Annotated in this window: 8 protein-coding genes; 1 reads left to right on the top strand and 7 read right to left on the bottom strand. The window is 71.1% G+C overall.

All coding sequences use genetic code 11. The features are described from left to right. Nucleotides 1-168: 168 nt before the first annotated feature. The 7 genes from GGD88_RS17615 to GGD88_RS17585 all read right to left on the bottom strand — a co-directional run bounded on the left by GGD88_RS17615 (nt 169) and on the right by GGD88_RS17585 (nt 13398). Complete coding sequence (locus GGD88_RS17615; RefSeq protein WP_184437939.1) at nt 169-4371, bottom strand: beta strand repeat-containing protein; 4203 nt, start codon at nt 4369-4371, stop codon at nt 169-171. 594 nt (nt 4372-4965) lie between these two features. Next, a complete protein-coding gene (locus tag GGD88_RS17610; protein ID WP_184437937.1) occupies nt 4966-6954 on the bottom strand; it encodes a glycosyltransferase family 2 protein in 1989 nt (662 codons plus the stop codon). Between the two features lie 73 nt (nt 6955-7027). After that, complete coding sequence (locus tag GGD88_RS17605; protein ID WP_184437935.1) at nt 7028-9847, bottom strand: PIG-L family deacetylase; 2820 nt, start codon at nt 9845-9847, stop codon at nt 7028-7030. 53 nt (nt 9848-9900) lie between these two features. Then, nucleotides 9901-10899, bottom strand: a complete 999-nt coding sequence (locus GGD88_RS17600; RefSeq protein WP_184437933.1) for a GNAT family N-acetyltransferase — start codon at nt 10897-10899, stop codon at nt 9901-9903. Next, nucleotides 10896-12176, bottom strand: coding sequence for an ABC transporter ATP-binding protein (locus GGD88_RS17595; RefSeq protein ID WP_184437931.1), 1281 nt, complete (start codon nt 12174-12176; stop codon nt 10896-10898). The genes GGD88_RS17600 and GGD88_RS17595 overlap by 4 nt, the downstream gene beginning before the upstream one ends. Next, complete coding sequence (locus tag GGD88_RS17590) at nt 12166-12945, bottom strand: ABC transporter permease (protein ID WP_184437929.1); 780 nt, start codon at nt 12943-12945, stop codon at nt 12166-12168. Before GGD88_RS17590 ends, GGD88_RS17595 begins: the two co-directional genes overlap by 11 nt. Nucleotides 12946-13131: 186 nt before the next feature. Then, complete coding sequence (locus GGD88_RS17585; RefSeq protein ID WP_184437927.1) at nt 13132-13398, bottom strand: sulfurtransferase TusA family protein; 267 nt, start codon at nt 13396-13398, stop codon at nt 13132-13134. A gap of 209 nt (nt 13399-13607) precedes the next feature. Between GGD88_RS17585 and GGD88_RS17580 the strand changes: the two genes are divergently transcribed. After that, nucleotides 13608-13982 (top strand): rhodanese-like domain-containing protein, encoded by a 375-nt coding sequence (locus GGD88_RS17580; protein WP_184437925.1) that lies wholly within the window; start codon nt 13608-13610, stop codon nt 13980-13982. Nucleotides 13983-14159: the final 177 nt, after the last annotated feature.

Below are 14159 nucleotides of genomic sequence, written 5' to 3'. Positions count from 1 at the left end.
AACGGGGCCTCCCTGGCAGTCTGTGTCGTGTCGCAACTACCAGTGTGTCAGACCGTCCCGTTGTCCGCCCCTCCCCGATTTTCCGTCATGAACCCAAAAAAAGGGGGGCGGCCGAAGCCGCCCCCAAGGGTCTGCCACCGGTTGGTGGAACCGGTCTGTCCTGGTCTCCTAGAAGAACAGGATGTCCGCGTTGGTCGGCGCCGCCCCGTTGATCGTGGCGATCGTGTTCGTCGTGGCGATCGAGGTCCCGGAGCTGGACGCCGCCGCCATCGTATCGCCGAGGACGAACTGGAACAGGCGGTTGGCCCCGGTCGTGTACCCGAACGCCTGGGCACCGGCCGCGTTCGCCGTCATGAGCGAGCCGAAGGCGGCCGAGACCGCCGCCGCCAGCATCGTCTGGTTGGCGGCCGTGAACAGCGCCATCGCCTGCGACGCGGCGGTGCCCACGGTCATGTTGAACGCGCCGGTCTGCAGCGCCGTCGGCATGGCCGCCGTCAGCGCGAACAGACGCGCCCCGACGGTCAGGTCCAGCGCCACCGCGTCGGTGCCCACACCGTCGAAGTCGGTGATGGTATCCGCCGCGCCGGCGAAGTCGCCCTCGAGGAAGACGAACACGTCGTTGCCGCCGCCACCGGTGAGCTGGTCGGCCGCATCCAGACCGGACAGCGTGTCGTTGCCGTCCAGACCGACCAGGTTGTCGGCGGTGTTGGTCGCGGCCGCGTCGCCACCGTCGCCGGTGATGGTCAGGTTCTGGGCGTCCAGATCGTCACCGCCGCCGTCACCGTTCAGGGTGATGTTGTCGTTGCTGTCGTAATGCAGGACGTGATCGACCGAGGTGGCGCCGACCTGCAGGGTCACGGTGGCATTCTGCCCGTTCACTTCCACCGTGGTGTCGAAGACACCGCCGGCCTGGGTGAAGTCCAGGGAGTCGGCCGCGTTGCCCTCACCCTCGCGCATGTCGATGGTGTGGCCGATCAGGCTGCCAACGTTACCGGCGACCTCGATGGTGTCGGCCACGGCATTGCCGGCCCCACCGAACTGGGCGTCGGTCTGCAGGTTCAGGTTGAACTCGATCCCCAGCGTGGACGCATCCACGTTCAGGGCCGAGGCCGCGACCGGCACCACGACCGTGCCCGTCTGGTCGATGAACTGACCGGCCGCGAAGCCGGCATCCGTCGCCTGGTTGGCACTGTCGTTGGCGACGACCACCAGCGTCTCGTTGTCGCCGGCGGTGTTGGCGGCGGTGTGGCCGCCGTCGGCCATCGCGTCCACGACCGTGTCGTTCAGGGTCAGGTTCAGGGTCTGGGTGGTGGCCTGATTGTTGTTGATCGCGATGCGACCAATGTTCTTCAGGTTCTCCAGGTCCCCGGTGGTCACCGTCGCCGTGTTGCGGATCTCGAGCGTATCGTTGTTCGCAACGTAGGCGTCGTCGTCGAGGTCGTTGTTCAGGTCGGTGATGTTGGTGTCACCACCGTCGATGACGTTGCCGCCGTTGGCGTTGGCATCGTTGACGATGAAGCGGTCGGTGGTGGCCCCGGTGCCCTCTTCGCCGTCGTAGGTGAAGTGGTTCGACGCCGACAGGGTGGTGGCGAAGATGGTCGCATCGGAGTTGGTGATGGACTGGTCGGTGTTCACCGCCGTGTCGGTCGCACCAGCGATCGCCCCGTCGCCCGCCACGTCGGTCGGCCGGCGCAGCACGGTGGAGTGATCATCGTTGAAGATGGTCAGCATATCGCCGCCGTTGGCGTCGATCAGGTCGTTGTCCAGCTCCAGGATGTACTGGTTCAGCGCACCCGGCGCGGATCCATTGCCGAACAGGCGGATGCCCTCGAAGTTGGACGTGTTGTCCCACTCCGACTGCTGAATGATGATCGGCTGACCGTTGCCGTCGAGACCCAGGACGTCGTTGTCGCCGTCGCCGCCATCGACCGTGTCGGCGATGGTGTAGCCGGCCTGGTCGGAGTTGGTGCCGGCCAGATCGTCGAAGATCACCAGGTCGTCCCCGGCGCCGGTGGACACGCTGGTGCCGCCGTCGGTGTCGTCCGGGTTGTCGTCGACGCGAATGACGTCGTTGTTCAGCGAGCCGCTGGCGTCAATGGTGTTGGCCACCAGACGGTTGGCCGCACCGGCGCCCACATCCAGGAAGCCCAGGCTGAAGGTGGTGTCGTCGCCGGTCGGACCGCCGTAGCCACCCGCGAAGTTGGTATCGGCCGCCGCGCCCGTCACGTCCAGGGTGTGGCCCCGGTTGGCGGCCAGAGCGTCGGCGTCGAGGTTGAAGATGTCGCCAGCCCGACCGCCGGTGATGGTGATGGTGCCGTTGTGCTCACCGAAGTTCGCCAGGTCGACGCTGTTGGTCTCGGTGTCGTTGTCGGTGATCGTGATGTTCTCGACCGCGCCCGCGTCCTCGGTGCCGGCGGCGTTCTCGCCGTCGACGTTGAGGGTGACGTTGAAGCGCGGGTTGGTGTTGACGCCGTCGGCGATGGTCACGGCCAGGGTGTCGGCGGTGCCGGAGGCATCGTCGAGGTCGGCGTTGATGATGTTGCCGGCCATGCCGTTGTTGCCGGTGGTGCCGTGCAGCACGGTGATGGCGGCGGCCTGCGTCGCGGTCAGGTCGTCAAGGTTGACGGTCATGCCTTCGGCGTTCGGCGCGGGGGCCGCGGCGCCGTTGTGACCCTCGTTGCGGATCAGGATGGTCGCCAGGGCATCGAACGCCCCGGTGTCCACGGTCACCACATCGGCGACGGCGCCCGCGTCGTGGCCGGTGCGAATCTCCAGACCCTCGACGCCGAGAATGTTTGCGCCGGCGGCCGGCTGGCCGATGGTCTGCGCGGCGCCGCCCAGGACCACCATGGTGTCGGTGCCGTCACCGCCGGTGATCTGGTCGGTGTTGTTGGCGGCCGAATCCACGTTCGCGCCCTGCGCGATCCGGAAGACGTCGTCGCCAGCCGTGCCGGTGACGGAGACCTCACGCGCCACGCCGGACGTGTTGTCGGTGTTGGCGTTCAGCTCACGACCCAGGGTGATGTCCAGCGGGCCGGTCAGGCCGGAGGCATTGATGGTGTCGATCGACCCGGCAACGAAGCCGAGACCGGCCGCATAGGTCAGCGCCTCGCGCTGGCCACCACCGTTCAGCACCTCGGTCGGCGCGCCCAGCGTGAACGCCTGATCGCCGGTGATGTTCAGGACCTGGAGATCCTCGGCGTTCAGAACACCGATGTAGCCGGCGCCGTTGGTGACGTCGATGGTGACGGTCTCGTAGCCCTGGTCACGGATGATCGCCGTGACTTCCTCACGCAGGTTCAGCGTCGAGATCTGGGCGTCGTTCATGGTGACGGTGGTGCTGTCGCCAGTCACCGTGCCGTCGGTCAGGTCGGTGTCCTCGGCGGCCAGGGCCTCGTCGAGGTGACGGAAGCTCACGATCGAGTTCGGCGCCTGGGTGTCATTGATGCTGATCGAGGTCAGCGCGTTGTTCAGGTTGTCGACAACCTGGCTCGGCGAGGTCTCGTCGATCCGGAACACGTTGACGTTCACCAGCGCCGGGGCGTCGGACATATCGAGGTTGAACGCGGCGTTGGTGTTGAAGGTCGCGTTCAGGGTCTCGATGCCGTTCAGGGTCGGCTGGATCGAGGTGTCGCCACCGGTGTCGATGTCCTGCACCAGGTCGACGTTCAGGGTCGGGTTGGTGCCGACGCCGGTCAGGACATCGTCGTCCTGCAGGCTGTTGGTCTGGTCGTCACCCTCGGGGTCGAACACGCGCGGCGCGTTGAAGACGTTGGCGGTGGCCACGTCCTTGTTCACCGTCAGGGTGAAGGTGCCCTCGCCGCTGCCGCCGGCGTCAAGGATGGCGATGGCCTCGGTCACGCTGGCCGCATCGGTGGTGACGACCGAGAACGCCTGCTGCAGCTCGGCCAGGGTGTCGGCGCTGCGGTTGAGCGTCTCGCTGTGATGCTTGGCGACGGCGACCTTGTTCGTCAGCAGGGCGTTGGCGTCATCGAAGATCGCCAGACGGTCCGGGCTGTTGAAGATGTAGTCGGCCGCGGCCAGGATCACCTCACCGGGCGCCACGCCGGCGTTCAGGTTCTCGGTGAAGAACGTGTTGGCCTCGTTGTAGGCGTCGGTGCCGGTCGTGAGGCCCAGGTTGTCCACCAGGATGACGTCGATCTTGGCCTGCAGGGTCGAGGCACCGTCGAACTGATCCTGGAACGCCGGCGTGTTGACCAGATTGGCCGCGAGCTGATTGAAGCTGCCGCCGTCGGAGATGAAGGCGGCGAAGTCGGACAGGTTGTTGGCGCCCGGAGGGGCGTTGAACATCACGGCAACGAGCGCCAGCAGATTGTCCTGCTGGGTCTCGGTGATTCCGGTGACAGCCATGGGGATAAACCTCCAAGTGTTTTGACTAGGATCTCAAGCTTCCGTGCACCCGGCGCCAGGGGCCGATGGTGGATGGTCCCTGGCGAGGGGCCGAACAGGACGCTGGCGCGGCCCGCTGGCCTTGATGCCGTCCCGGCGGGGCGGCACCCGCCGGTTCGGTGCGGCGGTCCTGCGCGGCCTCGCGGGCCCTGGCATGGTCCGGAACACGGCCGGCCTGTTGAACATCGCCCGTTCGCGGCATCCAACTCCGGTGCAGTGACTACTACACTTCCCTCTTCGCTGGCAACAGGCTGCGCGGCATTCCACGCGCTGCAACCGTCCTTAGAACCGAGCGTGGCAGATTTGCCGCACCCGACACGCTCGACAGCCCTGAAACGGCGCCGGCGTATCGGCGGTGGCGCAGACGGCGCGCCTGCCTTGGGTTCTCACGACCCGCCACCGAGGTGTAGAGTAACCCTCTCACCCCGGCAGCGCAAGACCATCCTGCAGCGGTCGGGTCGGACATCGGGCGGCCCGCACCCCGCCCTCCCCAATGGTCGGGATTGCGGCGCGACTCCCGCCGTCAGCGCAGGGGCGCCGCAGGATCGACCCGCCTCAGGCGGCCCGGCCCGACTTGGTGCCCGGCTTGGTGCCCGACTTGGTGCCCGGCTTGGTTGGAGAGCGGGACGGGGACCCGGACGGCGCGTGGGAGCCCGCCGCCCCCGCACCCCCGGCAGCGGAGGTGGACGGGGCGCGCTTGCGCCCGGCGATCTCGAACCACGGCGTGTCAAGCGACAGGTTGGGGCTGTACGCCGGATCGTGGGCGATCAGGTCCGCCCAGCGGTCCTGCATGGCCTCGACCTCGCGGGCGAACTGGGCCCGGCGCTGCGGGCTGCTGGGCACACCGAGAGTGGCGGATTCGTGGTGGTACAGCTCGGCGTCCGGGGTGTAGACGCAGCGCCAGCCGGCCGCCACCGCGCGCAGGCACAGGTCGACGTCGTTGAAGGCGATGCCGAAGGCCTCGGCGTCGAATCCCTCCAGGGCCTCGAACACGGTCCGGCGCATCACCAGGCAGGCAGCGGTGACGGCCGAGTAGTCCTGGGTCACCCGCGCCCGCCCGGCATAGCCGGCGCTGTCGCGCTGCACGCCGACGTGGGCGTTGCCGGCGACCCCGCCCAGGCCGATGACGATGCCGGCGTGCTGCACGGCGCCGTCGGGATAGAGCAGGCGCGCACCCACCGGCCCCACGGCGTCGCGCAGGGCGTGGCGCACCATCTCGTCGAGCCAGCCCGGGGTGATGACCTCGGTGTCGTTGTTGAGGAAGGCCAGCATCGGCGCGTCGGTGCGGCCGACGGCCCAGTTGTTCAGGGCGGCGTAGTTGTAGGGGTGGTCCCAGTCCTCGACGCGCACGCGCGGGTCCTGGCGCAGGCGGTCGAACAGGGCGAAGGTCTCCGGCTTCTCCGAGCGGTTGTTGACCACCAGCACCTCGAACGGCCCGGGATAGGTCGTCCGCTCCAGCACGCTGTCGACGCACTGGGCCAGCAGGTCGGCGCGGTCCTTGGTCGGGATGATGATCGACACCGCCGGCGCCGGAGTCGGCAAGGGATACACCACGCGGTGCACGAACGGGGCGTAGCCGACCTCGACCCGCGCATCGGGATGCCCGGTGCGGGCCAGGTGCTCGGCCACGGCGGCGCGGGCGCGGTGGTGGGCGTAGTCCTTGGCCATCGGATCGCGCGCGCAGGAGCCGGGGGCGGCGCGCCAGTGGTAGAGCACGCGCGGGATGTGACGGATGCGCTCCGGGGTGGTGTGTTCGCTGACCCGCAGGGCCAGGTCGTAGTCCTGGGCGCCGTCGAACGCGCTGCGGAAGCCGCCCAGGTCGCGCACCAGGGCGGTGCGGTAGACCCCGATGTGCGACACCATGTTGTAGGACAGCATCAGATCCGGATTCCAGTCGCTCTTGAAATGCGGATCGTGGCGCCGCCCCTCCATGTCGATCTTGTCCTCGTCGGAGTAGATCAGGTCGGCGTCGGGGTGGGCGTCCAGCTCACGCGCCACCCAGTACAGCGCGTGCCGGTGCAGAGCGTCGTCGTGGTCGAGCAGCACGACATGGCCGCCGGAGGCCATCGCCAGGGCGTCGTTGCTGGCCGCCGAGATGTGGCCGTTCTCGGCGCGGCGGTGCACCTTGATGCGCGAGTCGCGCTTGGCGGCGTCCTGGAGCACGCGCGCCACGTGGGGCTCGGTGGAGGCGTCGTCCGTGATGCACAGCTCCCAGTCCGGGTAGGACTGCCGGCGCACGCTCTCGATCGCCTCGGCCAGCAGATCCTCGGGCGGATTGTGCACCGGCATCAGCACCGAGAACAGCGGCCGCTGGCGCAGCGCGGCGATCTCGCGGGCCACCACCTTCGGCGCCGTCAGGCTGCTGGGCTCGAAGTACAGGATCCACTTCTGGTACCGGTCCTTGCGGAACCGGCGCGGCAGCAGCGCGTCGAAATCCACCCGCCGGCGGATCCCGTCCAGCCCCTCGCGGCGGAGCACGTGCACCGTCTTGCGCAGCGTGCCCGGCGCGTCCCGGCGCAGCATCCGCACGTAAGCTTGCAACATGGGGGTGACCCTTCTCGCTATACTCTCATCATCTCACCAGGGCCGGGAGCCGGCGCCCGCCCGCGCGGTCGGCTCATGGGCCGGCCATCTGCGCCACGGCGGCGTCCGTCCGGCGCTTCACATCGTCGTAGGCGCCGAGCAGCGCCGTCTGCCGCACCGCCAGGCGCACGCTGTCGGCGGGCCGGCGGAACAGCGACGTCACCTTGTCCACGAAGCCGAACGCATGGCCGGCGGCGTAGCGGCGCCACAGGTCCCAGTCCTCCAGCAGGTCCAGGCTCTCGTCGAAGCCGCCGCGCGCCTCGAACAGCCGGCGCTCGAACAGAACGCTCTGGATCGGCATGAAGTTCTGATGGTGCAGCGCGGCCTCGTCGTACGCCTGGATCTGCCAGGGGTCCACGAACCAGGCGGTCTCGTCGATCCGGGCGGCGGCGCCATCAATGTCGCAGGCCACCGTCCAGGCCAAGCCGTAGGCCGCCACCAGGGAGGGCTCCGCCCGCAGCCGCGCCGCCAGCGTCTCGACATGGTCGGCATACAGAAGGTCGTCGTCGTCGAGGAACAGGCACCAGCGCCCCCGCGCCACCGCCAGGCCGTGGTTGCCGGCCGCGCTGCGCCCGCGCCGCGGGGTCGTCTCGTAGCGCACCGGGCGGCCGCTGTGGCGCGCCAGCGCATCGACGACCCGACGGATGCCGGACGGTCCGTCCCCGGACGCCGCCGCCCCGGTGTCCTCGACCACGATCCATTCGAGCGCGGGATAGGTCTGCTGGAGCACGCTCAGCCCGGCCTGGCCTAGCAGCCAGCCGCGATCCCCGTGCGTGCGGGTGATGACCGAGACCAGCGGCGCGGTCTCCGCCGGGTCCGGGGGCACGGTGCAGCGGGCGCGGTCGCGCCGCCGCAGATCGACGTCGAGGCCAAAGAAGCGCACCGGCGGCCGCGCCGGGTCCGGTGTCCGCCGTGCCCGCGCGCGCGCCCCCACGGCGGCCCGCAGCAACGGTCCCGCCAGCCGGGCCAGATGGGCGACACAGGCGCGCCGCTGCCCCGCCCCCCAGGCCGCCAGCACCGCCTGGCGCAGCAGCACCAGGCCGAGCAGGCCGTCATGCGGCGATCCGCAGCGCAGGCGCATCAGCGCGGCGTCCGACGCCGCGCGCAGGGACGGCACGGCCCAGGCCGCCCGGTCGGCGTCGCGGCCACCATCGCCCCCCGGATCATCCTCGCCCGGCCCCTCGTCGCCTGGCCCCTCGTCGCCTGGCCCTTGGTCGCCAGAGACCGGCCGCGCCACCGTCGCCACCGGGCAGTATCGCAGCCGATGGCCCGCGCGGCGCAGCCGCAGCGACAGGTCCATGGCCGCGCCCGCGCTCGACACGGCCGGGTCATAGCCGCCGACCGCGCGCACCGCGGCCACGCGCAGGAGGGTGCAGGCGTGCTCGGAGGCCGCCGTCTCCCAGCTCACCGGATCGTAGTGCAACCGGCGTTCGCCCGGGACCGTCCGGGCCTCCCAGGACGCCACGTCCGGCGCGTCGGCCGTGGCGATGGCCACCAGACGCGAAAGCGTGTCCGGGGCCGGGACGGCATCGCCCGCCAGCATCAGCACGAACGCCGCATCGGGGTCCCCCGTCAGGATCCGGTTGAGGGCGCGGGCGCGGTCTCGGGCCTTCGGCGGCACCGCCACCACCGACGCGGCCCACCCGCCGGCCGACAGCCGGGCCACGAGCGCATCGGCGCCGGCGCCCGTTTCGGATGGGCTCACGACGACGAGGTCGAGCCGGTCCCGGGGGTAGTCCAGGGCGCTCAGGGCGTCCGCCATCGCCGCCGACAGGCCGGCCTCCGGCGAGACCAGGACGACGACACGCACGCGCGCCCGCACGCCGTCGCGGGTCTGCGAGACCGTCACCCAATCCGGGCGCGGCGCCGCCCCCGCCCCGGCGTCGGGCGTGCCGCCGATCGCCGGCCGCCGGGCTGGGGCGCTGTCCTCCAGGTCGGCCTCCAGCGCCGCGAGGCGGCGCGACCAGCCCGCTCCGATCGCGCCGACGCTGCCCGCGGACAGCCGCGCCAGCCGGACCCGCGCCCGCCCCGCCGCCGCGCTGGCCGCGCGCAGCGGACGGGTGACCCGCCACGACGTGGACCCGCGCACCGCGGCCAACTCCGCCCCGAGCCGGTCCACGTCCGCCTGGCACCGGGCGACCGCGCGCTCGGCGCTCCAGACCGCGGCGCTGACCCTATCGGGCGGACACCGGCTCAGGGCGCCCGGCACCTCGTGCCCGGCCAGCACCAGGAAGGCCTCGGCCGCGCGCGTCTCGCGCGGCAGCGTGTAGCTGCGGTAGGCGTTCAGCGCCTCGATATGGCGGGCATAGTCCTGCACCGCGAGCTGGGACTCGAAGACCTGCATGGCGGCCCGCTTGGCCTCCAGCACCGGCGTGATGTCCACCAGGGTGTCGGGCTGGAGCGGCTGGCCGACCTCGTAGAACGCGAGCCGCCCCCGGTATTCCGCGTCGCGAAAGGCGGTGACCACGGCCTCGCAGACCGCGCGGTGGTCGCGGTGCATCTCCCACGGGCTGGGGGCGAAGACCAGATCGGGCCGCCGCGCCCGCAGCACGTCGGCCAGACGGTCGGCCAGGTCGATCGCGCCAACCAGGGTGCCGTCCTGGTAGGTCCAGCCCTCCGGCGCCGGATAGCCCAGGATCGCCGCCGCCCGCGCCGATTCCGCCCGCCGCGTCTCGGCCATGGTGTCGTCCGCCGGGCGCGACAGAACGACGACCTCGATGGTGCTGCCCGCCGCCGCCATCCGGGCCACGGTACCGCCGCAGCCGAACACCTCGTCGTCCGGGTGCGGCGCGAGGACCAGGACGCGCGCCGCCGTGGGGACGGTCGCGCGGGTCGGCACGAAGAAGTGTTCCATGCGTCAGGAAGGGTCCCGTTCCCCGTCACGTCGTTGCACCACCCGGCGCCCGGTCATCGGTCGTCCGAGTCGCCGCCGCCCATCCAGCAGCGATCGGCCAGGCGCGCCGTGTTGGCCGCCAGGTCGGGGCCGGCGATGTTGACCTCGTGCACCATTTCGCGGCGCTCGGGCGCCGGCAGGACCGCCGCCAGGGACGGCGTCGCCCAGGCGAACACGGCCGGCAGGCCGCGGGCCACCGCCAGGTCGCGCACCGCGTCCACCAGCAGCGGGTAGGCGCCCACGTCGCCCAGCAGATCGAGCAGTTCGACCGCCTCGGCCTGGGCGCGGATCACGGCCGCCGCCATGGGGCGGCGGCGCCAGCCCTCGCATCGCACCAGCACCTCGTAACGGTGCAGCGGATGCGCGGCGTAGCGCGCCGCCAGGAACGCGCCGTCGCGCACCGTCACGGCGACGTCCCGGGGCAGCCCCGCCCGCTGGCGCCGCCACAGGTCGTCGCCGGCCGCCACCAGCCCGTCAAGGGTCATCGGGCGCACCCGCCGGCGGCCCGGCGTCCGTCCCGGTCCCGACCACACCAGCACGTCCAGCCGGTCCACCCGGGCATAGAGGCCGAGCAACTGCCCGAGCCGCGCCGCCCGCGGCGACGGAAAGCCATAGACAAAGGCATGGGGGCCGGCCGGCACCGTGACCGCCTCGATAAAGGTCCGCCCCAGGCGGCCGAAGGCATTGTCCCGGCGCAGCCGGCCGCGCTCGCGCGGATGCACCATGCTGTCGCCGATCCACATGGCGGTCAGCGGCGCGCCGGCCACCTCAAGGCGCCGCGCCTGCCCGCCGTAATGCGCCACCATGGCCCCGCCGCGCCGCGCCACCATGCCGCCATTGCCGGGCGTGTAGTACTTCCAGGCCCACAGCCTCGGGTCCATGTCGGCGCCGAAGGCATCACGGAACAGCGCCATCAGCCCCGCCTCGTCGGCCGGCGAAGTCCAGTCGAAGGCAAGATCGGGGGCAAGATCGGCGGCGGGATCGGGTGTGGGTGTCGCATCGGCCCCGGTCATGACGCCTCCACCATCCAGTGATGCGGCATGCGAAAGAAGCCCTTCACGATATCCTCCTGGGTCACCTCCAGGGTGGCCGCCGGATCGACCCAGCCGTAGCTGTGGATGCCGCGCTCGCAGAAAACGTAGGCGCCCACCAGATAGCGCCCCTTGAGCAGCGGCAGACGGGGATAGACGACGCGCGCGCGTCCGCGCCCGGCGGGATCGCGCGCGACCGCGATCCCCTCCTCCCAGGTCGCCACGCTGGTCAGGATGTGCCCGTCGGCGGTGCTGATCGTGATGGCGACGGTCGGCGATGGCAAGGCGGGATCGGAGTCGAAGGCGACCTCGATGCTCACGTCGGAGGCGCCGCTGCGCGCCACCAGCTCGGTGCCCTCGGTGCCGTCGACCGCGACCCGCACCCCGGCCAGGCGGGCGTAGCCCTGCGGCCCGGCGGGCGGGTCGCCGTCGCCGGCGGCGGTCCCTGCGGTCGCCGCCGCCGCGGCCGTCTCGGCGGCGGTGCCGTACTCGCCCGGCCGCAGCCCGGTATCCAGGAACCGCTGATAGTGCGCGATGACGTCGCCGGGCGGGCCGTCCTCCATCAGGCGGCCCTGGTCGATCCACAGCACGCGCGAGCAGATGGCCTCGAGCTGATAAAGCGAGTGCGAGCAGAACAGGATGGTCTTGCCGGCCGCCTTCATGGTCATGATGCGTTCGAACGACTTGCGCGCGAAGGCGCCGTCGCCCACCGACAGGGCCTCGTCCACCACCAGGATATCGGGATCGACCGCCGTCGCCACGGCGAAGGCCAGGCGCACGTACATGCCGCTGGAGTAGGTCTTGACCGGCTGGTCGACGAAGTCCCCGATGTCGGCGAAGCGGACGATCTCGTCCATGCGCCGGGCCGTCTCGGCGCGCGGAATGCCCAGAATGGAGGCGCTGAGGTAGACATTCTCACGCCCTGTGAACTCGGGATTGAACCCGGCCCCCAGCTCTAGCAGGGCCGAGACGGTGCCGTCGATCTGCACCGTGCCGGCGGTCGGCGGCAGGGTGCGGCAGACCAGTTGCAGTAGCGTCGACTTGCCGGCGCCGTTGCGCCCGACGATGCCGACGACCTCGCCGTGGCGGATATCGAGGTCGAGCGGTTGCAGGCTGTGGAACAGGCGCGGACGCGCCAGGCGGCGCAGGCCGGGGAACAGGGAGAACAGGCGTTCCACCGGGCGGTCGTAGGTGCGGTAGGTCTTGCAGGCGCCGCGCAGCCGCACCGCCGGGGCCACGGCCGCCGCCTCAGAGCACATCGGCGAACCCCCGGCGCAGCCAGGCAAACCAGGCCCAGGCCGCGACACAGGCCGCCGCCGCCAGCGCGGTGAACACCGCCAGCGGCTCCCACGCCGGCCACTGCCCCTGGAACAGGATGGCGCGCACCTCCACCAGCGCCCGCGTGAGCGGGTTGAGCAGGTAGACCGGCTGCCAGCGCTCCGGCACCGTCGACAACGGATAGAACACCGGCGACAGGAACATCATCAGCGTGGTCAGCATGGCCATCATCTGGGCCACGTCGCGCAGGTAGACGCCCAGCGCCGCCAGGAACCACGACAACGCCAGCAGGCTCAGCGCCAGCGGCAGCACCGCCAGCGGCAACGCCAGCCAGCTCACCGACGGTCCCACCAGGACCGCCGTGAATACCATCAGCAGCCCGGCGCCCACCGCGGTCTGGAACCCGGCCGACAGGACCGACGACACCGACAGCACATGCAGCGGGAAGACGACCTTGGTCACCAGATTGCTCTGGCCCGTCACCAGGTGCGGCGCGCGGTTGGCGACCTCGGCGAAAAACTGGAACAGCAGCAGGCCGGTGAAAACCTGGAGGGCGAAGTCCACCTGCGCCACGCCGGCGGCGGCCACCGGCCAGCGCAACTGGAACATGCCGTGAAACACCAGCGTGAACACGCCCAGCATCAGCAGCGGCCCCAGCAGCGCCCAGCCGAGGCCGAGGACGGACCCGCGGTAGCGCGTCTGGACGTCCCGTTTGGTGAACTGCCACAACAGATCGGTGGGCAGCCGCACAAGTCGTGTCTGCGAACGTGAGGACATTGCCGTCGGGGCCGTCGGGAAACTGGGGGGCGGGACGGATCGGGCCGCCCCGCGGGCGCCGGTCTCGGCGCACGCCACGGCGCCGGGGGGTGCCCCCGGTGCGCAGGCGGCGCCATGACTACACCACTTGCCCCGCGCCCACAAGGTCACCCGCCATGGTCACGCCGGGCGCCGGCGCAACCAATGCCGATAGAGCCCGTCCCCCTCCGCGTGCTGCGCCACCAGATCCGCCGCGCCCTGCTCACAGAACCGGCGGAAGTCCTCGACGCTGGCCGGGTCGTTGGCGCACACCTCCAGCACCGCGCCCGCCTCCATGCCGACCAGGACCTTGCGCGCCCGCAGCACGGGCAGCGGACAACGCAGATCGCGCGCATCGAGGACCCGGTCGGCTGTTCGGTCCGCATTCGGGGGATCGGTCGCGGTCATGACTCCTCCTGGTCCAGGGGCGACGCGGGCCGGAACCGCCGGGGCGCACCACCCGATCCTCCCAATACCGCACCCGCCCCGACATGACCATGCCCGCGCGCACCCAAATCACCGCCGCCGGCTTGCAGGCGTGGGGCCCGCACGCCATCTGCATCGGACCCGGCCCAATCCCCCACCGACGCCCGTGGTTGCGCCCCAAGGAGCCCCCCATGCTGCGCACGCCCCCCGATGCCGAAACCCTGGCCCGCCTGCGCGAGCGCGTCCATCAGGTTGACGCGGCGACCGCGCTGGCCTGGTACCGGGCCGATGCAGCGGTGATCGTGGACGTGCGCGAGCCCCATGAATACGCCCAGGCCCATGTGCCCGGCGCCGCCCTGCACCCGCTGTCGGTGTTCGACCCCGCCGGCCTGCCGGATCCCGGCGACCGCCGCCTGCTGTTGCACTGCGCGGTGGGGGTGCGCTGCGGACACGCGGCGCTGGCGCTGGTCCGCGCCGGGCACCCGGGACCCGTGTACCGACTCGAGGGCGGCATTGCCGCGTGGCAGGCGGCCCAAGGCCCCCTGGAGGCCGGCGCCCCGCGCTGATCGGCCCGACTCCGCCGCACCGCATAAGCCCCTCTGTTGACGTGGGATTACGGTTTCGTGACAGAGCGATGACCGCGCCACGGTCCCAGGGCTCCGAATCCAGGTTACGGGATTTTCATGTTCAGGATTTGGGCGAGGTAGTTTGTGTCCCATGCGGCGCGTTTGCGTCTGGTCTTG

The organism is Roseospira goensis (assembly GCF_014197795.1).
Taxonomy (GTDB): Bacteria; Pseudomonadota; Alphaproteobacteria; order Rhodospirillales; family Rhodospirillaceae; genus Rhodospira; species Rhodospira goensis.
The sequence above is the reverse complement of the archived record's forward strand: the minus strand, read 5'-3'. Positions and strand labels throughout refer to the sequence as shown.